Here is a 20,056-nt window from a genome sequence, read left to right as displayed (position 1 = left end):
TTTGTTGGGGTTTCATAACCTTTTGGGCCCATATGTTCTCGGGCCCCCCCGGGACCCGGGGGCCGCACCTTCTGCGTTAATGCGGCCCCCCTGCCCGAAGCCAGGGCAAACGCCCGGCCAAGGCAGGCGGATATTCCCGCAGTTCAGGACCGACGCGGGTTAGAACATAAGTTCCTATGCACCAACAGCCTCCTCTATCCGCCGCCGGAAGCCGTCGAAGTGGTGGGTCAGCTCGCGGGCGGCCCGCCCCTTGTCCCCGGCAGCGACAGCCGAAAAAATGTTCCGGTGCAGCGCCGCGATCGCGGGCAGGTCCTCCACCCCGGGACCAACCTCCGTATAGATCTTGCGGTAGACCTTCCAGAAGACGCCCAGCAGGTTGAGCAAGAGCTCGTTGTTAAGGGGTTCAAAAAGCCTGCGGTGGAATTCGGCGTCGGCTTCGACGAAGGGCTCCCCTGCCGCGGCGCTCAGCTCCATGCGGATGACGGACTCCTCGACGGCAGCTAGCTGGTCTGCGGTCATCTCATCCATCGCACTGCCGATGAGGCCCGCCTCCAGCGCCTGCCGGACGTCCACGAGCTGCCGCGCCTCCAGGCCGTGGTGCCGCAGGGACAGGCGGCCCCGGAAGATCAGCCCGTCCGCGAGGGACTCGAAATTGCTGGGCGCCACGAACATCCCGAACCCGTGGCGGATCTCAATGACCCCCAGCGCCTGCAGGACCTTCAGCGACTCCCGCAGGGTATTCCGGCCCACACCGAGGGCGAGGCACAGCTCATTTTCGGTGGGAAGGGCGTCTCCGGGCTCCAGTTCACGGTCCAGGATCAGTTCCATGATGTCCGACTGCAGGGCACGCAGGCGGGCCTGGGCGCTGAAGCGGGCGGGCGGAACCACGTTGGAGGGCTGCATGGAGGGCTCCTTTTGCACTGTCCGTACTTTTCCTCACCGTAGCGGATGTCCCACGTCCCCGGACAGACGGGTCCATTGTTACGGCACCGCCTGCCGAAATCCGCGGCAATGGCGGGCGTAGGCTGTTGCCATGCCACGTCTTGTTGAACGGGAATTCGATGTCATTGTGATCGGCGCCGGCGCGGCAGGGGAAAATGCCGCGGACCGGGTGGTGCAGGGAGGCCTGACGGCAGTCCTGGTGGAGGCCGAACTGGTGGGCGGCGAATGCTCCTACTGGGCCTGCATGCCATCCAAGGCGCTGCTGCGCCCGGGCACCGCGCTCCACGGAGCCCAGGCAGTTCCCGGTGCCAGCGAAGCCGTGACCCGAACACTCGATGCGGCCGCGGTCCTCAAGCGGCGCGACTCCTTCACCTCCCACTGGCAGGATGCCAGCCAGGTGGAGTGGGTGGAGGGTGCAGGCATCGAGCTCATCCGCGGCCGGGCACGGATCACCGGCGAACGGACTGTTAAAGTGGCCGGGCTGGACGGCGACGATTACGCACTCACGGCCCGCCACGCCGTCGTACTTGCCAACGGTTCCACGCCCAACCAGCCGCCCGTTGACGGGCTGGCCGGGGTTGAGTACTGGGGCACGCGGGAGGCGACCTCGGCGAAGGAGATCCCCGAGCGGCTTGGCGTGCTGGGCGGCGGCGTCGCCGGCACGGAGCTTGCCCAGGCCTTTGCCCGTCTCGGATCCACGGTGACGCTGGTGGCCCGCAGCGGGCTGCTGCGCAGCTTCCCGGCCGAGGCCGCGGAACTGGTCGCCGCCGGCCTGCGGGCCGACGGCGTGGAGCTCCGGCTCGACACCAAGACCCGCAGCGTCCACAGGAATTCCGACGGTACCCTGACGCTCACGCTCGACGGCGGCAAACCCGACGGCGGCGACACCGTCACCGTGGACAAGCTGCTCGTGTCGACCGGCCGGCGGCCCGCGCTCGACGGAATCGGTCTGGAAAACGTGGGGCTGACCGCCAGCGACGGCAAACCCCTGACCGTCAGCACCGACTCAACCGGCGTGGTGGCCGGAGCGTCAGGCAACGACGGCGGTCCCTGGCTGTATGCGGTGGGCGACGCCGCGGGCAAGGCCCTGCTCACCCACCAGGGCAAGTACGAAGCACGGGCCACCGGCGCCGCCATTGCGGCCCGGGCAAAAGGCGAACTTCGCGGGGAACCCGAACCGTGGAGCCGGTACGCGCAGACTGCGGACGAACACGCCATTCCCAACGTGGTGTTCACCGATCCCGAGCTGGCCAACGTCGGCAGGTCCCTGCAGCAGGCCCGCAAGGATGGCTACAACGCGTCCTCGGTAGAGCTGCCCATCGCCGTGGCGGGTTCCTCCCTGCACGCCCGTAACTACGAGGGTTGGGCGCAGCTCGTGGTGGATGAGGACCGCAAGGTGCTCCTCGGCGCAACCTTCGCCGGACCCGACGTCGCCGAACTCCTGCACGCCGCGACGATCGCCGTCGTCGGGGAGGTTCCGCTGGACCGGCTGTGGCACGCTGTGCCTTCGTATCCGACCATCAGCGAGGTCTGGCTGCGGCTGCTGGAGAAGTACGGCCTCTAATTCTTATTTGAACTGACTAGTCAGTTCAGTTAGCCTTGATGCAGATAACTTCTGCGAAAGGCTCCCTTTGCTCTGCGCACGACAGCTCAGCGTGAAAGGCCGGCGGCTCGACCTCCTGCCGCCGGCTTCACTCCAGGTGGCCCGCGGCGAACTGCTGCTGGTGACCGGCGACCGACAGGACCAGCGGACGGCGCTCGCGCTTGTCCTCAGTGGCCGGATGAAGCCCGACGGCGGCACTGCCAGCTGGGACGGCACGGCAGGGATCAGGCCGCTGCGGCGTTCAAGCGCCGTGGTGGACTCCCCCGGCGTCAACGAACCCGAACAGCACCTGAGCGTCGCGGACCTGGTGACCGAGGATCTGGCCCTGATTCCACGCCGTTACCGCGGCGCCCTCCTGAGCAAGCCGTGGCTGAAGGTCAACCGCTTCGAGGATGTCGCCGGCATGTGGACGGAGCAGCTCCCGCCGGCTCGCCGCACCGAGCTCCTCACAGCCCTGGCCCTCGCCAACCCCGCCACGGACCTCCTCGTCGTGGACTCCCCCGACCGGCACGGCGCCGACCCTGCCGGCTGGCTGCCGCGGCTCAGCGAACTGGCGTACGACGACGGCCGGCCCCTCGCCGTCGTCGCAACCGTTACTGCCCTCCCGGACGGCTGGACCGGACCGTCCGCGGCAATCGGCAATGCCGCCAGCCGTCCTTCCCCGGGGAGTTTTCGTCCAGATAATGGCTCCAAAACGCCCCCGAGGTCCGATTATGTGGACAAAAACTCCGGCGTTACGGGTGAGTCCGGCGTGACGGGTGGGGTGGCCAAGTGACTGTCCTGCGGCTGGCGCGCTCCGAACTCAAGCGCATGACCGGCGGGCTGCTGCCCAAGCTGACCATCCTGGCCCTCACCCTGGTGCCGCTGCTCTACGGCGCAGTGTACCTCTACGCGAACTGGAATCCGTACGGCAACCTCGACCGGATCGACGCTGCACTCGTGGTGGAGGACGCCGGGGCGGCCACCGGTGACGGGACGCGGCTGCAGGCCGGGCAGAAGGTGGCGGACAGCCTCCTCGAAGGCCACGTGTTCAACTGGCAGACGGTCCAGTCCACGGCAGAGGCGGACCAGGGCGTCAGCGACGGAAAGTACGCGTTCGCGCTCAAGATCCCCAAGGACTTCTCCGCCAACCTCGCCTCGCCCGGCAGCTTCGATTCGGCGACCCAGGCCATGCTAAACGTCACCACCAACGACGCCAACAACTACCTGCTGAGCACCATCGTGGACAAGCTGACCACGGCCGTGCACGCGTCCGTGGCCAAGGAGGTCGGGGCGGAGACGGCCAACCAACTCCTCACCGGGTTCGGCACCATCCACACGCAGATGGTCAAGGCGGCCGGCGGCGCCGCCCAGCTGGCCGACGGCGTCACCCGGCTGCACGACGGTGCGGTCACCCTCCATGCGGGAACCGGGCAGCTGAAAACCGGGGCCGCCGACCTGTACAACGGCCAGGTCAGGCTGCGTGACGGCGCCAACGGGCTGTCGGCCGGCGCCGGACAGCTGAGCGGAGGGCTGGCTGAGCTGCGGGACAGGACCGCCGGGCTTCCGGCGGACTCGCAGCGCCTCGCTGACGGTGCCGCGCAGGTTGCGGCAGGAAACGCGGCGTTGAACACCAAGGTGCAGGACGCCGTCGGTCAGCTCGACGCTGCTGAAAGCGGCCTCCGCGGCCGGCTGCTGGAGTCCAACAACAGGCTGGTGGCCGCCGGTGTACTGACCCGGGAACAGGCGGACAAGGTGCTCGCGGACGTTGATTCCGCTGCCGCGTCCGGCCCGGTCACCGAGGCCAAGGCGAAGATCCAGGCAGACGCCGCGCAGATCAGGCAGCTTTCCGACGGATCAGCGGCGGTCAGCGCCGGCGCGGCGCGTTTGGCCGCCGCCGCACCGGCACTGACCGGCGGCATCTCGACGGCGTCTGCCGGCGCAGACCGGCTGGCAGCCGGCGCCTCTACACTGGCTTCGGGAGAGCAGACAGCGGTGGACGGTTCCGCCGCCCTGTCGGCGGGTGCCCAAACGCTCGACGGCGGTGCGGCGCAACTGGAGAGCGGAGCGGGCACCGCCGCAGCCGGCGCCGGAAAACTGGCTGACGGGCTGTCGCAGGGCGCCGGCAAGGTCCCCCACCCCGACGACTCGCAGAAAAGCAGCCTCTCGGCCGTAATGTCCGACCCCGTGTCCGTCAGCAACGTCTCGCAGGCGAAGGCCGGCTCCTACGGCGCAGGACTCGCTCCCTTCTTCATGACCCTGGCCCTGTGGATCGGCATCTTCATGCTGGTCCAGGCCATGCGGCCCATCACCCAGCGCGCCCTGGCCTCCAACGCGCCGGCCTGGAAGATCGCCGTCGGGGGGTGGCTTCCGTTCCTGGCGGTGTCCGCGGTCCAGGCGAGCCTGCTTACCGTCGTCGTCAACGTGGGGCTGGGGCTGCATCCTGCCCACCCGTGGCTGATGTGGCTGTTCCTGCTGGCTGCCGCCATGGCGTTCAGCGCCGTCATCCAGGGCGTGGTGGCGCTGCTCGGCTCGCCGGGAAAGCTGGCAGTGCTCATCCTGCTGGTGCTGCAGCTCGTCTCCTCGGGGGGCACCTTCCCCTGGCAGACCACGCCGGAGCCGCTGCACGCCGTCCACCGGGTGCTGCCCATGGGGTACGTGGTGGATGGCATGCGCCACCTGGTCTACGGCGCGGACCTGTCCCTGGTCCCGGGCACCGTGGCGGGGCTGTTTGGCTACACTTTGCTGGGGATGGCCCTTTCAACGCTGGCCGTCCGCAAGAACAAGTTCTGGACCCTTAAGACCCTGAAACCGGAGATCGCTGTATGAGCACGTTGGAGGCGGACCAGGGAGCTGGACCGAGGAAGCTCCGCCCCGGCCGGACCAACGCCACGAAGCAGAAGCTGTTCGAGGCATCCATGGACCTGATCGGGGAGCGCGGCGCGTCAGGCGTGACCGTGGACGAGATCGCCGCCGCGGCAGGCGTGTCCAAGGGGACCGTCTACTACAACTTCGGCAGCAAGTCCGACCTGATAGCCCAGTTGCTGCGGCACGGCGTGGACATCCTCGAGGCCAGGCTGCTCAGCGTGACGGGCGGGACGGCGGACCCGCTGGCCGGCATGGAGGCGATGATCGGCCAGGCCATGGACTTCATGGCCGAGTATCCGTCCTTCGCCAGGCTGTGGGTGGGTGAGCAATGGCGCACCCCGAGCGAGTGGCAGGACACCTTCGCCGAGCTGCGGGGCCGGCTGCTGCAGGTGATCGGCGCGGCAATCGAAAGCGTTGCTGCGCAGTACCCGGTGGACGCCACCATTTCCCGGGGAAGCCTGGAAGCGGCAGTGTTCGGGGCCTGCTTTGTGGTGGGGCTGGACCGTCAGACGTACAACCCCGAACGGAGCCGTGACCAAAGCGTTGCAGCCATCATGACAATCATGCGCGGCTACGTGCTGAAGGGGCCCGATCCTCAGGGATGATTAGTCCCATGGGCCACATGGGTAACAGCGGAAAGACAGCGATCGGCGCGTTTGCCGCAGCGGCAGGCCTGCTAGTGCTGACCGCCTACACGCTGGAGGAAGCCGCGCTGGTGGCATTCCTCGGCGCCATTGCGGTGGGGTATGTGGCGTCCGTGGCCGAAGCCTTTGCCCGGCGCCGATACTTTGCCCTGCTAGCGGGCGGGGCCGGAACCAGCCTGTTTATCGGCTGCAGCATCGCCTTCCTGCGCATGTGGGGGCTGGCGTTCAACCAAAGTCCGGCAGCCCTGGGCCAGGCCGTGACCACCCGGGATTCGGACATCTACTTCTATCTGGCCGCGGCCTCGGGATGTCTGACGCTGCTGGTGCTCTTTTGCGCAGCCGTCTGGCCCTCCCGACGGCGGCTGCGGCGGGCGGGCCCCGCTTCCTCTGCCAGGCCCGCCGGCACGTCCAGGTCCCGGACCACCAACCCGGCCAGCGCCACCCGAAGGCCGGCTTCCGCGTCCACCACCCGGGCGGCCCAGGCACCGGCCCGCCCCGCGGCGAGACTCCCGGCGGGTGCCAGGCAGCCGGCACAGCGCACCCCGAACCAGCAAGCTGCAACTCGGCAGACGGCGCCCCAGCGGACGCCGCCTCCGAGGGTGGCAGCGCCGCGTGGGGCAGGGACTGGGACGGCAACCGGCAGGGCTCCGCGCCGCTGAAGCAGCCGTACAAGCCTGCCCTGACGGGGGGCTCAGGTGCGCCCGGCCGGACAGCACTTCATGGCCGCAAACGAGCCGCTAGTGTGAACTCGGATTCCAGAACTGCACTGCCTCTTGTCCGGTTGTCCTGCGGCCGGCTTCGGCAGCGCGCTGCTCCGCTTCGAAGTCGATAGTGCGGCCGAGGATGAGGTAGGCGATAGCGGAAGCCGCCAAGCCAGCGAACAGGGCAAGGTCTGCTCCCCCAAGGGCCTGGGCCACAGGGCCGACGTACCAGGCAGTGACGGCAAAGGGTGCCATCGCGACGATGCCGATCAGGTAGGCGGTCATCCCGCGCCAGGCCCAGGTGCCGTAAATTCCGCGGGGCGTGAAGATCTCCCCGATGGCATAGTGTCCGCGGCGCACGAAGTAGTAGTCGACGAGATTGACGGAGGTCCAGGGCACGAGCACATACAGCAGGATCACCAGGAAACTGCCGAAGTTGGCAAGGAAGTCACCGGTGCTCAGGAGTGAGCCGATAAAGGCCGCCAGGGCGATGATGGTGCACCCGAGGATGCGCAGGGCCCGCGTGGGCCGGACCGGCCTGACCGAATCGGCGATAGTAATGAGTTCCATTGCCGCGGCGTAGATGTTAATGGTGATGACGCTGACCAGTCCGGGGAGCGCTGCAATCAGCAGCCAGAACCCCGCGCCGGGAAGAATCTGGTCCGCGGCGTCGCGGACACCTTCAAGCGGCGATGCCCCGTGGAAAACGGCGGCAACGAATGCACCAAGCGCCATCAGCCACACCGCTCCGACGAAGACCCCTCCGTAGGTGTAGAACAGTGTCCTGCCCGGCTTTGTCTCCGGGGGAAGGTACCGGGAATAGTCCGAGACATAGGGCGCCCAGCCCAGGGCATAGGCTGCTGCAGCCCCGAATTGCAGGAGGAACGGCACCCAGTCGAATCCCGCGAGGGAGAACTGGGCCGGGTCGAGCGGCAGGAAAACGAGCGTGGCCGCTGTAAAGACGCCGAATGTCAGGAGAAAGACCAGGGTCAGCCATTTCTGCGTGTTGTGGATCCAGTGATAGCCGAAAATGGCGAGCACGAGCGCGAGACCGCTGATGATGAAGTACCACAGGGGGTTCGCATCGACACCGGTGGTCATGGTCAGTACCTGTGCTGCCAGCATCTGGTTGAACATGTTGAATCCGACGAGGCTGAAGACCACGATGGCGCAAATTACGGCGACGCCACGGAACCCGAACTGGGCCCGCGACTGGATCATCTGTGGCAGCCCGAGCTGGGGGCCCTGGGCTGAATGGAACGCCGTAAACACAGTTCCGACCGCAACGCCGAGGCAGATTGCCAGCAGCGAGGTCAGGAAAGATGCACCCAGCGCTGCCCCGAGCATGCCCGTCGCCAGAGTGGTCACGTTGGCGTTGGACATGAACCAGAGCGGGAACAGGCTCCAGGACTTGCCCCGGCGCTCGGTCAGGGGTACCCAGTCAATGGAACGGGATTCGACAAGTTCCGGCTGTCCCGCCGACTGCGAAACATCCATGGCGGATTGGCTCATGGTTCTCCTCAAATGTGGTCAGATACGCGAGGCGCCGCATCCATGGGACTTTCCGGACGCCGGTAAAACCCCGGTTTCACGAGACTAGGAACGATCATGGCATCGCACAAGACGATATAAACCTTTGGGCAGCATAGGAACTCCCTATAGGCTACGACGATTGGGCCGATTTCATCACCATCTCGGTCGCCAACCGCACCAATTCCGCAGTAGCGGGCGAGAGGGCGGCGTCCTCCCGGACCACCACAGCGATGGTGTCGTACAGGGGATCAGCAAAGGGGACGGTGGACACCCCCTGCGGGAAGATGTCGCTCACCGAAACGGCGCGTGAAATGAGGGTTTCGCCCACACCGCGGGCCACAAGCCGCAGGGCGGACTCCACGTTCTCGACCTCGATCATCGGCTCCAGCCTTATTCCTGCCAGCTGGGCGCGTTCCGCCAACTGGCGCCGGGTCGGATCCTGCCAGCCGTAGTGGGCGTCGTAGAGAATAAGCGGAGCTTCCCTGATCGCCTCCACGGTTATGGGCTGCCGCACGCGCTCGGGGTCGGAACTGGCCCATAGCACCTCGTCGCGCAGCAGCGGCGTGACGGCGAGGCCGTCGTCGTTGACGGGAAGCACCACAAGCCCTGCCTCGAGTTCGCCCGACCGCACGGCGTCGGCCACTTCGACGGAATTCTGGCCCACCAGCCGGGTGCGCACCCCGGGCCGCTCGGCATGAAACCGTACCGCCAGATCGGAAAGAAAATAGTAGGACGCGTTCCGCAGCACCCCCATGGAGGCCACCCCTCCGCTGAGCCCGCGCAGCGCACTCAGCGACTGCTCCGCGCCATCGGCTCCTTCCACTGCGCGCCGCGCCCAGGGCAGCAGTTCCTGCCCGGCCGACGTGAGCACGAGCCGGCGGCCGCCGCGCACGAACAACTGCAGGCCGCAAACGGCTTCGAGCTTGCGCACGAGTTCGGAAATTGTCGGTTGCGTGGTGCCCAGTTCGAGCGCCGCAGCCGTAAACGATCCCAGGGCCGCTGCCATCAGGAAAGCGCGAAGCTGTGTCAGTGTCATAGGAACAAGCTATACCTTTGATAGGTTTCATAGCTCTTGTGCGGTATTACGGCACATGCCTAGGATCACTGCATGCTTTTTACCCCAGCAGTCCTCAAAAACCTCCATGGCTCCTACCGCCACCTCAAAGAGCCGGCAGTGGACGCGCCTGCAGCGCAGCGCGATCCTGCCGTCATCACCACCGTCTCGGAAATGCTCGGCGAGATCGAAGCAGGAGGCATTGACGCCGTCCTGCGTTACGCAAAAAAACTTGACGGCTGGGACGGCGGCGACATCGAACTGCCCGCCGCCCGGATCGCCTCCAGCGGGGACCGCCTCCCGGCGGACCTGCGTGCAGCAATCGAGCTGGGGGCCGCGCGCACCCAGGCATTTGCCCGAGTGCAGCGGGAGCACCTCCGGGACTTCGATACCGAACTCATACCCGGGCTCCACGCCGGGGTACGGTACATTCCCGTCTCGCGCGTCGGGGCCTACCTGCCTGCCGGGCGTTTCCCGCTGACGGCCAGCGCCTTCATGACGGTGGGGGTGGCCAAGGCGGCAGGGGTTCCGGCCGTCACGGCCTGCACTCCCCCGCAGCCGGGCGGCTTCGCCAACGATGCCGTGGTCTACGCCGCACACCTGTCCGGCGTCGACCGTCTCTTTGTCCTCGGCGGCGTTCAGGCGCTGGCCGCGATGGCCTTCGGGCTGCTCGGCGATCTACCCGTGGACATGTTGGTGGGGGCCGGCAACGCCTACGTCGCGGAAGCCAAGCGCCAGTTGTTCGGTACGGCTGCCATCGACCTGCTCGCCGGCCCCTCAGAAGTCGCGGTGATCGCTGACGAGAGCGCGGACGCCGAACTGGTCGCGGCCGACCTCCTCGGCCAGGCCGAACACGGGCCCAACTCCCCCGCCGCCCTCGTCACGACATCCGGGGAACTCGGCCTGGAGGTCATCGCGGCGGTGGAGCGCCAGCTTGCGACACTCGAAACCGCGCCGATCGCCGGCGCCGCCTGGCGCGACTACGGATCGGTGACATTGGCATCCAGCCGTGAGGTCGCAGTGACGCTGATGGATGACCTGGCACCGGAACACCTGGAGATCCTGACCGCCGACAATGACTACTATCACGCGGCCCTCCGCAACTACGGATCGCTCTTCATCGGCGAATGGAGCACGGTGGCCTACTCCGACAAGGGAATGGCCGGAACCAACCACGTGCTGCCGACGGCCGGCGGTGCGAAGCACTCTGCCGGGCTGTCGGTATCCCGGTTCCTTAAGCCGCTCACCTATCAGCGCGTCGCCCGCGAAGCTACATCTGAGCTTGCCACGGCCGTTGCCGTCATTTCGGAGTCCGAAGGCATGGCGGCACACCGCGCCACCGCAACAATGCGGCTCGAACGGGCCGGCGAGCTGGTGACCGGACAAACCCCGCCCGCGCTCGCGTAATGGCTGCCGAACCCCGGGACCAGACAACGCCACCTGCTGCCACAGCGCCAGGTGAACGCCGCGTGGCTGTGCGGGCCCACGAACTGGCACCGCGCATAGGCGACCTCGCAGCAAACCTCCGCATGATCGGGGACGCGATCCAGGCTGCGGTAAAAGACGGCGTGCAGCTACTCGTCCTGCCGGAACTGGCCACCAGCGGTTACTACCTCCGGCCCGACGAGGCTGGGCGATGCGCCCTCGCCTCCGACGATCCCGTCTTCGGGGAGTGGGCGTCGCTGCTCGATCCGGGCATGGTGCTGGTCCTGGGATTCTGCGAACGCGGCGAGCATTCCCTCTTCAACAGCGCCGCCATCATGACACGCGCCGGTGTCATATCCGTGTACCGAAAGACACATCTCTGGGATGAGGAACAGTCGCTCTTCGAGGCGGGCAGCGCGCCGCCGCCGGTCGTGCCGACCCCGCTCGGGCCGCTCGGGGTGCTGATCTGCTACGATCTCGAGTTTCCGGAAATGCCCCGGTCGCTGGCCCTCGGCGGGGCCGAGATCATCGCAGTTCCCACGAACTGGCCTTTGGTGCCGCGGCCAGCCGGCGAACATGCCCCGGAAGTGGTCCAAGCCATGGCGGCGGCGAGAGCATCATGCGTGGCCATCGTCTGTTGTGACCGTGCCGGCACGGAGCGCGGCCATACCTGGACCCAGGGCACGTCAGCGATCGGCTGCGACGGATGGCCCGCCGGCGCGACCGACGCTGCGGGCCGGCTGGATACGGTCATCACCGTGCCGGCCGGACGCACCCGCATCGGACCGCGCAACGATACCCTCAGCGACCGGCGCCCGGCCCTATATTCGTCACGGCTACGGGCTGACCCCCACGGCTAGGGACGCATGTTCCGGGGAAGCCGCCGGCTACCGGAAGATGTTGTACGGCTGCCAGCCCGGTCCGACAGGCCGGAGACCCGTGAACTGGCTGTTGCCCAGGCTGTAATACACGAGGCGCCCGTCGGTGGTCTTGGCGGTGAGTCCGCGCGTCCCCGGCCCCTGGAACCCGAACGATGCGTGGGACTGGGCCAGCGCATTCCAGCCGGTCCCGACCCGGCGGCGGGCTTCCGCAACAAACTTTCCGGCGCCGTCGGACCTGTACAGCAGGAGTTCGCCGGACGCCCTGGTGACCAGCAGGTCCTGGCGGCGGTCGTTGTCGAAGTCGGCCATGGTCAGTTTCATGCCCTGGAATCCTTGCCCGAGCCGCAGCCGCGCGCCGAGCGCACTGCCCGTGGCGTTCGGGTAGAAGAACATGGCGCCGTCCGCTGCCGTGCCCACCACGCCCGGATACCGCTGGCCGCTGTGCCATTTCCCCACGGTGATGTTCATGGACTGCCACCCGGCGCTGCCCACGCGGACGGGGCTGAGGAACCCGCCGGAGAGCTTGCCGCGGTACACGGAGAGCGTCCCGGTCTTCCACTGGGCCACGATGTCGTTCACACCGTCGGCATTCCAGTCAGCGACGAAGCCGGCCTTAAGGCCGGACCAGCCCGGCCCGATCCGCACGCGGGTGCCGAAGCCGCCCCGGCCGTTGGCCGGGTAGGACCACAGCACGCCACTGGAATCGGCGGCTAGCACGTCGGCCCCGCTCCTGACGGTGGGGCGGGCGGCAAAGTACTGTTCCATGGTGGGGATGCCGCGGCTCTTCATGTCGGTGGCCAGCGGAACGCCGACGAACCTCAGGTGCCAGGGTTCGTATGTGTAGCCGGTGATGCCGGAGTAGCCCTGCGGGTAGCGCACGATGAAACCGTAGCGGTGGGCGTTCGCCGCCACCCAGCGCCCGCCCGGAGTGGTCCCGAAGCAGTCCGTCAGCCCACAGGCGCCGCCCGCATTGCCGACGTCCGCCGCCAGCCCGGTCTGGTGCTCGCTGTAGCCCGGCCGCGCCGAAATCTGGTCGGCGTAGGCCTGCCCGTACATTTGCACGTACGAGCTGTACAGGGCGCTCTGGGAGGCATAGGACCGGTAACCGCTGATGACTTCCAGGGAGTAGCCGGCAGCACGCGCCCCGGCGAACAGCTGGCCCAGGGCGCCCGTGACCTGGTGCCGCAGCAGATGGCCGGTGCCGTTCCAGCTGACGAGGTCCGACGGCGCGAACTGGCGTGGATTCAGCGGACGTGACTTGTTGACCAGGACCCATGCATTGCCGGGGTTCGAAACAACCTGCGTGGACAGCGGCTCACCGGACGGTGCCGCGGCTGCCTGCTGCGCCCCGGCGCAGAGCATCAGGAGAACGACGACGGCGGCAGCGCACCGCCGGGCACCGGCCCGGCACCGGGCGGTTACAGAATTCAGCATGGCGGCCCTTCCCCATTAGACGACGCTGGGGACAAGCCTACTCGTCCGCGCTAGTGTGGGCGCGGGACCTTGAAGTGCGTGAGCCTGGCGTCCTGGCCGTCCAGCTCGGCCCAGGGCTTGTCCGTCTCCAGCACGGTCAGGCCGCTGGTGGGAAAGCGTGTGGCGGCATCCATGTAGGCGTCGTGGTTGGAATCCCGTGAGGCCAGGTGCATGGCCAGGTCCTGCACGCCGGGCATGTGGGAAATCACCATCAGGGTGGTCACGGTGTCCGGCACGTGGTTGATGACCGCAAGCATGCGCAGCGCGGAGGCGCCGTACAGCCCGTCCTCAAGTTTCGGCGTCGGGGCCTTCTCGCCGAGTTCACTGCAAACCCACGTGCACGTCTGCCGTGTCCGGAGGGCACTGGAGCACAGGATGAAGTCCGGGACGATGTTGTGCTTGAGCAGCCATTTACCGGCAAGCGGAGCCTCGCGGTGGCCCCGTTCCTCCAGGGGACGCTCGTGGTCAGCCACCCCGCCGGGCCAGTCAGCCTTGGCATGGCGCATAAGGACCAACCGCTTCTTATGGTGCGCACTCATGGCCCAAGCCTAACGCCAGCCGCCTGGGCCGTTCGGGCGGAGGAGGCTAGATCGAGTACTCCGGCGCGGCCCAGACAACAACCTCCGGGTGCTCGTAGAACCGGTAGCCCTGGCCGCGGACCGTGCGCACGGTGTTGGCAAGGCGTCCCAGCTTGGAGCGGAGGCGGCGGATGTGGACGTCGATGGTGCGCTCGTTCGGCACCTCTTCGGCGTTGCGCCACAGGCCCTCGAGCAGTTCGTCGCGGCCCACGGTGCGGGTGCCGTTCTCCACGAGGTAGTTGAGCAGTTCGAATTCCTTGAACGTCAGGTTCAGGGACTCGCCGTCGAGGTGCACCTCGCGGCGGGCGAGATCGATCAGGACACCGGAGGGACGGGGATCCTGGGCTGGCTGGACGCGGGCAGTCTCGGTGCGCTGCCGGGCGTTGACGGTGGGGTCACCGAAAGTGGAACGGACGACGTCGAGCGCCGAGCCAGGCGCGCTGGCCGGCGCCACAGCGACGGCGGCGTAGCTTTCGGCGCCGGTAACCAGAGACTGGGCGTAGGCCCGGATCTCCTGGGCAAGCTTGGCGATCGAGGTGCCGGCGGCGGCCGCGGTCTCCTCGTCAATGCCCATGTACAGGACAAACCCGCGGGCGACGTTGTCGTTGGGAACCGGGCGGACCGGCGCGGTGGCGGCCGGGGCCACAAGAGGCGTGGGTGCGGTCAGCGGTGCGGCTTCCTCAGCCTGCACGGCGCGCAGCTGGCCGTAGGAGTTCGGGTTGTAGCCCTGGGGCGCGTAACCCGGGGCGGCGGGAATGCTGTTGGCCGGGCCTGCCGGGGCGAAGGCGGGGCGGGCGCCGAATCCCTGGCGCAGTCCCTGCGCCTGGCCAGCCTTGTTGGCGTTACGGACTGAGATGTGGACGTATCCGGATGCAACGGTCATGTTTGCTTACCTCAAATGTGAATGGCCGTCATCGCGGCTCGAATGCTTGGTTCCCCGCAATGATTCTGGGGAGGGGCGCCCTACGCTGGGCTGGGGGCGAATGCCTAAAAACTTCGTGGGGTGGTGAAAGTTAGGCGTGCATTCGACAACAGCGCATGTCGGCAGCAGCGGGTGTGCTGGGCCAATATTCTGCGGCTGCAGGTGCTGTTGAGTTCTTGTTCACATTTGAAAGTGTGCAACGTAACAATGAAAACTTGCAAGTAACAATGGACGGAACCGTCCGCATGCTGAGACAAACGGCCAGTTTGTGCGACAAATCACAGTTTTGAAAGCCGCCGATTTTTTGATCCTTTTTCCTGAACGGACGGTCGGAAAGCTACTCCTGCGGAATCTTCTTCGATTTTTCCGTAAATTCGCGCTGAATATTCAATGACATCTGAATTGCTGGAAACCCGCAGCGGCGATACGCCGATTGTCCAGCTATGACGCAGCCCGGACGAAGTTTTTTTGCCCACGCGCGGGTTTGGGGTCGTGGTCAAATCCGCCAGAACGACGGCGGCAGCGCCCGGTTCACCTGGGCGCTGCGCCTTCCCGTCGATCAGCTCGACTGGCTCGATCCGCTGGTTCCGCCCGACTGCGTCGCGGTCCCGCTCACCTGAACGCTCTCCGCCGGAAACGCCGAGCCATCCTTGCCGGCCACAATCCGCACGGTGGCTCCGGACACGATGTCGGCCACTGTCAGGCCGCCGGTTGCTGACTGCTGGCGCCTCTGCAACATATTGCTCACCACCGTGTCGTCACTGAGTGTGTAGGTCCGCGTGAACCCGTCGGCACTCTTTACTGTCACCGCACCAGAGGAAACGGTGGAAACGGTACCGAGCTGCGCCACCTTGGAGACGTACTCCCCGTTCTCCTCGACGACGTACTCCGAATGAACCGCCGCAGAGACGCCGCTGCCCATGCCGCCGAGGCCGTTGGGCGCGAAGTCGCCGCCCGGCGCCTGCATGCCGCCCGGGCCGCCCATCGACCCGCCATCCTGGGGCAGGCCGCCCTGGCTCAACCCGCCCTGTGTTCCGCCCTGCGCCAAACCGCCCTGCGGGCCGGCGGCCGTTCCGCCGGCAGCGGCCGCGTTGCTGCCCAGGCCGTACACGGTGGCTCCTGCGCCGGCGGCCAGAACCGTCGCCGCACCGGCCACGACCAGCCCGCGCTTCATGGTCCACGGCTTGCCGCTGGCAGCCGGTCCGCCGGATTTTCCGGCCGACGGCGGCCCTCCCCAGCCTGCGCCCGCGGCGCCGTCGGCCGGAGGCTGGGCCCCGCCGGCACCCCAGCCCGGGTACGGGGCCGGAGAGTTCGGGGCCTGGGCACTTGGTCCCTGGGCATCTGCGGCCTGGGAGGAAGGGGTTTGGGTGTTCGGATCGCCGCCCGGGGCGGGAGAGTTCGACACGACGGCGTGCGGTGCGGCATGGAAAGCGGCACCGCCGGAGGAGAACGTGCCGAGGGACGTCACCGGTTCAGTTGCGGGTTCCGCGGGTCGGGCGCCGGCTGAATGGGGGTCGTCCGTGTTGTCCTCCGCTGCGTAAGCGGAAGGTGCCGGACCGGCGTTCGCGGGGGCCGGCGTCGGCGTTCCCCCGCCAAAGCCCCAGCCGGCGGAATGCCCGTCCGGCTGCGGCGCCGGGGGCAGGGGCGTGGTTTCCGGAACAGGTGAATGCTGCTGTCCGCTCATTGTTATCTCCTTAGGGGTGCGGAAGTGTCCGTTCCAGACTGGAAAGCCTTCCTGTGTTTGGCCTGTGCGGCGCAAGAGCCATGGCTGTGACCTGAAAAATGCGCACGCGCTGCCTTTCAGCTCGCTAGGCTGGGATTCACAGCCGGCGCACAGGGTTGCCAAAGCGGCGGCTAAACACCAGAACGGAGAGTTGTCACATGGCCACTTCGCACTCCATGACCAACAACCTTCCCCAACTGACCCACCCGGACGGCTCCCCCATCCGCGCCCTGGTGGTCGACGACGAGCCGAGCCTCTCAGAGCTCATGAGCATGGGCCTGCGCATGGCCGGCTGGTCCGTGGCCGTCGCTGCCGACGGTCCCGAGGCAGTGAAACTCGCCAAGGAGTTCCGCCCGGACGTGCTGGTGCTTGACGTGATGCTTCCCGGGTTCGACGGCGTCGAGCTCCTGGGCAGGATCCGTGCCTTCGCGCCGGAGGTCCCGGCACTCTTCCTCACGGCCAAGGACGCGGTTCAGGACCGCATCGTGGGCCTCGCCGCGGGCGGCGACGACTACGTCACCAAGCCGTTCAGCATGGAGGAGGTCCTGCTGCGCCTGCACCGGCTGGTCCAGCGCTCCGGTGTGGCCGCCATGGATTCCGCTGAGCTTGTGGTGGGCGACCTCGTCCTGAACCTCGACACCCGTGAAGTCACCCGCGCCGGCGACGAGCTGCAGTTGACGGCCACCCAGTTCGAGCTGCTGCGGTACCTGATGGAGAACCCCAAGCGTGTGGTCAGCAAGGCCCAGATCCTGGACCGGGTGTGGAACTACGACTTTGGCGGCCAGGCCAACATCGTCGAACTGTACATCTCCTACCTGCGCAAGAAGGTGGATGCCGTGCATCCGCCGATGATCCACACGGTCCGCGGCGCGGGCTACGTCATCAAACCGGCAGAGTAGGCCGTGGCAAACCTTTCCGGTGCAGTCCGTACCCAGCGCCGAAGCTGGCTGAAGCCGGGCACCTGGCATCTGCGCACCCGCCTGGTCCTCGTGGCCATGGCCCTGCTGGTGGCGATTTGCAGTGCCATCGGCCTGTTCAGCTACGCCTCGATGGACTCCTTCCTGACCCAGCAACTCGACAAGCAGCTTACGGAGGCCGCCCGGCGGTCCAGCGACTTTGGCCGGCCACCGCTGGGCAACCCCGGCACCAAACCCGATCCGCTGGGCGCACGCGGCCAGCGGGTGGGGACGGTAACGGCCCGGATCGAGGGCGGCACCGTCATCAGCGCCGGTTTCATTGACAGCGACGCCACCCTCGCCTCGCTGTCCGCCGCGGACGACCAGGTCCTCCTGGAGCTCCGCCGCGACGGCGTGCCGGTTGAACGGAAGCTGTCCTCGGGCACCTACCGGCTCGTGGCCGCCCAGGCGCCCTACGGGGACGTCATCGTCACCGGGCTTCCCCTCGCCGAAAAGCAGAACACCCTGACCTCGCTGGTCTGGACCATCACCATCGTCTCGCTGGGTGGCCTCGTGCTGATCGGCCTGGCCGGGACGGTGCTCATCCGGCGCACCATGAAACCGCTGGAACAGCTCTCCGAGGTGGCCACGCAGGTGTCGCGCCTGCCGCTGGACGCCGGTGAGGTGGCACTCGCCGTCCGCGTCCCGCCGTCGAACGCCCATCCCGGAACCGAAGTGGGCAGCGTGGGGCACGCCCTGAACCAGATGCTGGACAACGTCTCCAATGCGCTGGAGGCGCGGCAGGAAAGCGAAATGAAGGTCAGGCAGTTCGTGGCGGACGCCTCCCACGAACTCCGCACGCCGCTCACGGCCATCCGCGGCTACACCGAGCTGATGCGCATGACCGAAAAATTCACCCCGGACGGCCAGAGGTCCCTTGCACGCGTGCAGAGCCAGTCCGAACGCATGACCGCCCTGGTGGAGGACCTCCTGCTGCTCGCCCGGCTCGACGAGGGCCAGCCGCTCAAGCTCAGCGACGTTGACCTCACGCAGCTGGTGATCGAGACCGTCAGTGACGAAAAAGTCATGGCGCCGGACCGGGCCTGGCATCTGGACCTCCCGGAGGAACCCGTGTCGGTCCGGGGTGACGACTCGCAGCTGCACCAGGTCCTCGTGAACCTGCTCTCCAATGCCCGCAAGCACACCCGTCCCGGCACCACGGTGACCACCGGCGTGATGCGGTCGGCTGACGGCAGTGCTGTGATTACTGTCACGGACGACGGCGCCGGCATCCCGCCGGAATTCGTGGACAAGGTCTTCGCGCGCTTTGCCCGCGCAGACGCCTCACGGGCGACGCCGGCGCAGCCGCCCCTGTCGCCTGCCTCCGCAACGGCGAAGGGTCCTGCCACCGGTGGCGCCAGCGCGCAAACAGCCCTCCGTACCGCGGATTCGCGGGGAGAAACAGGGCCTTCGCAGGCAGAACCTGGCGTCGCCTCGGCAGAGGGAACCAGCGGCCTGGGACTGTCCATCGTGCAGTCCATCGTGGAAGCGCACGGCGGCACGGTGGAGGTCACGTCCCGGCCCGGCCGGACGGAATTTGCGGTCCGGCTGCCCATGCAAGGCGCCGCGCCGACGCCGTGACTCCCGTTACCTAAATGTGACTTAATCAGAAGCCTCCTGTACCGTCGATATGGTGCGGCCGCCACTAGCGCCGCATCTCCGGATTGACGCCCAGCTCTGCCGCTTCCCGGATTCCGCTACATCAGGCAGAGGCGGGGGAACCAGAGTCCCGGGCTTTCCGCATCAGCCCTTGGGGTGAAGCCGACACGTGAATTTCCGTGCGGCCGGATGACCTCATCCGAACCCGACAGCTAACTCCGCAGGTGTGAGAGGCAATCCACCATGTCTGAATTTAAGACTCAGGCGCGCCCTGAACGCGCCTCAGATCAGTCTGACCGCACGACGTCACGCCAGGGCATTTCCCGGCACCGCGCCGAACCGGCCCGGCCTACGACGGCCTGGGGCCGTCTCACTTCCGGCCTTCCGTCCTTTGGCCGCCGGGCGGCTGTCCTGACCACTGCCGCCGCGGTGCTCGTTGGCGTCGGTGCCGCAGGCCACGCGGCCGACCAGGCCACGCCTTCCGCCGCCGAGCCGGCAGCGGCCACCGCGGACGCCGGGCAGACGCTGAGCTTCGACAAGACGCTGATCTCCGCCCTTCCGGCCCCGTCCGCGGCGTCCATCGCTCCGCAGTCCTCGTCCCAGGCCGCTGCCAAGGAGTCTGCGGCCAAGGCTGCCGCTGCAAAGAAGGCTGCCGCCGCTAAGGCCGCCGCCGCCCAGGCTGCTGCCGCAAAGGCCGCCGCGGCTAAGGCCAACGCCGCCGCCGTCCAGGCTGCCGCAGCGAAAGCTGCCGCGGCCAAGGCGGCCGCAAAGGCCCGGGCCGCTGCGCCTGTGGCCCTGAACGATCCCTCCGGCGCACAGGCCTACGCAGCCGCCAGGCTCGGATCCTTTGGCTGGTCCGCAGACCAGATGCAGTGCCTGCAGCGGCTCTGGACCAAGGAATCGGAATGGCGCACCACGGCCACCAATGCCAGCAGCGGCGCCTACGGCATCGTCCAGTCGCTGCCCGCAGAGAAAATGGCGAGCGCCGGGGCGGACTACCGCACCAACTACCGCACCCAGATCAACTGGGGCCTGGACTACATCAAGGAGCGCTACGGCTCCCCGTGTGGCGCCCTGAACTGGCACCTCGCCCACAACTGGTACTGACCGGTTTGCCGCGGCCGAACCGGCTGAGGGCGAGCATTTCTGCACCGCTTTAGAGTGCCCGAGGGCCC

The 20,056-nt window shown here is 67.5% G+C and carries 17 protein-coding genes and 1 riboswitch; of the genes, 10 read left to right on the top strand and 7 right to left on the bottom strand.

Annotated features, from left to right (window positions below; translation table 11 throughout):
- Positions 1 to 174: 174 nt before the first annotated feature.
- On the bottom strand, positions 175 to 903 hold the full coding sequence (locus ACFQ50_RS05800) for a FadR/GntR family transcriptional regulator (protein ID WP_377994573.1): 729 nt from the start codon (positions 901 to 903) through the stop codon (positions 175 to 177).
- Between the two features lie 130 nt (positions 904 to 1,033).
- Here ACFQ50_RS05800 and ACFQ50_RS05795 point away from each other — a divergent pair, with 130 nt between their 5' ends.
- The 5 genes from ACFQ50_RS05795 (at position 1,034) to ACFQ50_RS05775 (ending at position 6,695) form a co-directional block, all read left to right on the top strand.
- On the top strand, positions 1,034 to 2,506 hold the full coding sequence (locus ACFQ50_RS05795) for a dihydrolipoyl dehydrogenase family protein (RefSeq protein WP_377994572.1): 1,473 nt from the start codon (positions 1,034 to 1,036) through the stop codon (positions 2,504 to 2,506).
- 67 nt (positions 2,507 to 2,573) lie between these two features.
- Positions 2,574 to 3,320 (top strand): ABC transporter ATP-binding protein, encoded by a 747-nt coding sequence (locus ACFQ50_RS05790; protein WP_377994570.1) that lies wholly within the window; start codon positions 2,574 to 2,576, stop codon positions 3,318 to 3,320.
- Entirely contained in the window at positions 3,317 to 5,353 is a 2,037-nt protein-coding gene (locus ACFQ50_RS05785) for a YhgE/Pip family protein (protein ID WP_377994568.1), read from the top strand. Before ACFQ50_RS05790 ends, ACFQ50_RS05785 begins: the two co-directional genes overlap by 4 nt.
- Entirely contained in the window at positions 5,350 to 5,997 is a 648-nt protein-coding gene (locus ACFQ50_RS05780) for a TetR/AcrR family transcriptional regulator (RefSeq protein ID WP_377994567.1), read from the top strand. Before ACFQ50_RS05785 ends, ACFQ50_RS05780 begins: the two co-directional genes overlap by 4 nt.
- 17 nt (positions 5,998 to 6,014) lie before the next feature.
- Positions 6,015 to 6,695 (top strand): hypothetical protein, encoded by a 681-nt coding sequence (locus ACFQ50_RS05775; protein ID WP_377994566.1) that lies wholly within the window; start codon positions 6,015 to 6,017, stop codon positions 6,693 to 6,695.
- A gap of 78 nt (positions 6,696 to 6,773) precedes the next feature.
- Here ACFQ50_RS05775 and ACFQ50_RS05770 read toward each other — a convergent pair whose 3' ends face one another.
- Positions 6,774 to 8,249: a purine-cytosine permease family protein gene (locus ACFQ50_RS05770; RefSeq protein WP_377994565.1), complete on the bottom strand. Its 1,476-nt coding sequence runs from the start codon at positions 8,247 to 8,249 to the stop codon at positions 6,774 to 6,776.
- A 151-nt stretch (positions 8,250 to 8,400) separates the two neighbouring features.
- Entirely contained in the window at positions 8,401 to 9,306 is a 906-nt protein-coding gene (locus ACFQ50_RS05765) for a LysR family transcriptional regulator (RefSeq protein ID WP_377994564.1), read from the bottom strand.
- Between the two features lie 72 nt (positions 9,307 to 9,378).
- Between ACFQ50_RS05765 and hisD the strand changes: the two genes are divergently transcribed.
- Together hisD and ACFQ50_RS05755 are read left to right on the top strand one after the other, a co-directional pair.
- Positions 9,379 to 10,731 carry a histidinol dehydrogenase gene (gene hisD, locus ACFQ50_RS05760; RefSeq protein WP_377994563.1) on the top strand — a complete coding sequence of 451 codons (1,353 nt, stop codon included), beginning with the start codon at positions 9,379 to 9,381 and terminating at the stop codon, positions 10,729 to 10,731.
- Between the two features lie 62 nt (positions 10,732 to 10,793).
- Positions 10,794 to 11,609, top strand: coding sequence for a nitrilase-related carbon-nitrogen hydrolase (locus ACFQ50_RS05755; RefSeq protein ID WP_377994562.1), 816 nt, complete (start codon positions 10,794 to 10,796; stop codon positions 11,607 to 11,609).
- 27 nt (positions 11,610 to 11,636) lie between these two features.
- Here ACFQ50_RS05755 and ACFQ50_RS05750 read toward each other — a convergent pair whose 3' ends face one another.
- The 4 genes from ACFQ50_RS05750 to ACFQ50_RS05735 all read right to left on the bottom strand — a co-directional run bounded on the left by ACFQ50_RS05750 (position 11,637) and on the right by ACFQ50_RS05735 (position 16,287).
- A complete protein-coding gene (locus ACFQ50_RS05750) occupies positions 11,637 to 13,064 on the bottom strand; it encodes a D-alanyl-D-alanine carboxypeptidase family protein (RefSeq protein WP_377994561.1) in 1,428 nt (475 codons plus the stop codon).
- A 50-nt stretch (positions 13,065 to 13,114) separates the two neighbouring features.
- The gene (locus ACFQ50_RS05745; RefSeq protein ID WP_377994560.1) at positions 13,115 to 13,642 is read right to left on the bottom strand and encodes a SixA phosphatase family protein; all 528 of its coding nucleotides are present in this window, start codon (positions 13,640 to 13,642) and stop codon (positions 13,115 to 13,117) included.
- 46 nt (positions 13,643 to 13,688) lie between these two features.
- Positions 13,689 to 14,564 (bottom strand): winged helix-turn-helix domain-containing protein, encoded by an 876-nt coding sequence (locus tag ACFQ50_RS05740; protein WP_377994559.1) that lies wholly within the window; start codon positions 14,562 to 14,564, stop codon positions 13,689 to 13,691.
- 598 nt (positions 14,565 to 15,162) lie between these two features.
- Positions 15,163 to 16,287, bottom strand: coding sequence for a hypothetical protein (locus tag ACFQ50_RS05735; protein WP_377994558.1), 1,125 nt, complete (start codon positions 16,285 to 16,287; stop codon positions 15,163 to 15,165).
- Positions 16,288 to 16,484: 197 nt separating this feature from the next.
- Between ACFQ50_RS05735 and ACFQ50_RS05730 the strand changes: the two genes are divergently transcribed.
- The 3 genes from ACFQ50_RS05730 (at position 16,485) to ACFQ50_RS05720 (ending at position 19,988) form a co-directional block, all read left to right on the top strand.
- Positions 16,485 to 17,225 (top strand): response regulator transcription factor, encoded by a 741-nt coding sequence (locus ACFQ50_RS05730; RefSeq protein WP_003801275.1) that lies wholly within the window; start codon positions 16,485 to 16,487, stop codon positions 17,223 to 17,225.
- Positions 17,226 to 17,228: 3 nt separating this feature from the next.
- Positions 17,229 to 18,863, top strand: a complete 1,635-nt coding sequence (locus ACFQ50_RS05725; protein ID WP_377994557.1) for an ATP-binding protein — start codon at positions 17,229 to 17,231, stop codon at positions 18,861 to 18,863.
- Between the two features lie 104 nt (positions 18,864 to 18,967).
- A riboswitch (cyclic di-AMP (ydaO/yuaA leader) is annotated at positions 18,968 to 19,119 on the top strand.
- A gap of 5 nt (positions 19,120 to 19,124) precedes the next feature.
- A complete protein-coding gene (locus tag ACFQ50_RS05720; RefSeq protein WP_377994556.1) occupies positions 19,125 to 19,988 on the top strand; it encodes a hypothetical protein in 864 nt (287 codons plus the stop codon).
- The last annotated feature ends 68 nt before the right edge of the window (positions 19,989 to 20,056 follow it).

It is taken from the genome of Arthrobacter sp. NPDC056493 (genome assembly GCF_042795115.1).
GTDB lineage: Bacteria > Actinomycetota > Actinomycetes > Actinomycetales > Micrococcaceae > Arthrobacter.
The sequence above is the reverse complement of the archived record's forward strand: the minus strand, read 5'-3'. Positions and strand labels throughout refer to the sequence as shown.

Excerpts from the sequence above, each read along its gene's own strand:
- ACFQ50_RS05795 (WP_377994572.1), top strand. The coding sequence starts at position 1,034 with ATGCCACGTCTTGTTGAACGGGAATTCGATGTCATTGTGATCGGCGCC.
- ACFQ50_RS05730 (WP_003801275.1), top strand. The coding sequence starts at position 16,485 with ATGGCCACTTCGCACTCCATGACCAACAACCTTCCCCAACTGACCCAC.
- ACFQ50_RS05735 (WP_377994558.1), bottom strand. The coding sequence starts at position 16,287 with ATGAGCGGACAGCAGCATTCACCTGTTCCGGAAACCACGCCCCTGCCC.
- ACFQ50_RS05720 (WP_377994556.1), top strand. The coding sequence starts at position 19,125 with ATGTCTGAATTTAAGACTCAGGCGCGCCCTGAACGCGCCTCAGATCAG.
- ACFQ50_RS05750 (WP_377994561.1), bottom strand. The coding sequence starts at position 13,064 with ATGCTGAATTCTGTAACCGCCCGGTGCCGGGCCGGTGCCCGGCGGTGC.
- ACFQ50_RS05770 (WP_377994565.1), bottom strand. The coding sequence starts at position 8,249 with ATGAGCCAATCCGCCATGGATGTTTCGCAGTCGGCGGGACAGCCGGAA.
- hisD (WP_377994563.1), top strand. The coding sequence starts at position 9,379 with ATGCTTTTTACCCCAGCAGTCCTCAAAAACCTCCATGGCTCCTACCGC.
- ACFQ50_RS05745 (WP_377994560.1), bottom strand. The coding sequence starts at position 13,642 with ATGAGTGCGCACCATAAGAAGCGGTTGGTCCTTATGCGCCATGCCAAG.
- ACFQ50_RS05780 (WP_377994567.1), top strand. The coding sequence starts at position 5,350 with ATGAGCACGTTGGAGGCGGACCAGGGAGCTGGACCGAGGAAGCTCCGC.
- ACFQ50_RS05775 (WP_377994566.1), top strand. The coding sequence starts at position 6,015 with ATGGGTAACAGCGGAAAGACAGCGATCGGCGCGTTTGCCGCAGCGGCA.
- ACFQ50_RS05765 (WP_377994564.1), bottom strand. The coding sequence starts at position 9,306 with ATGACACTGACACAGCTTCGCGCTTTCCTGATGGCAGCGGCCCTGGGA.
- ACFQ50_RS05800 (WP_377994573.1), bottom strand. The coding sequence starts at position 903 with ATGCAGCCCTCCAACGTGGTTCCGCCCGCCCGCTTCAGCGCCCAGGCC.
- ACFQ50_RS05740 (WP_377994559.1), bottom strand. The coding sequence starts at position 14,564 with ATGACCGTTGCATCCGGATACGTCCACATCTCAGTCCGTAACGCCAAC.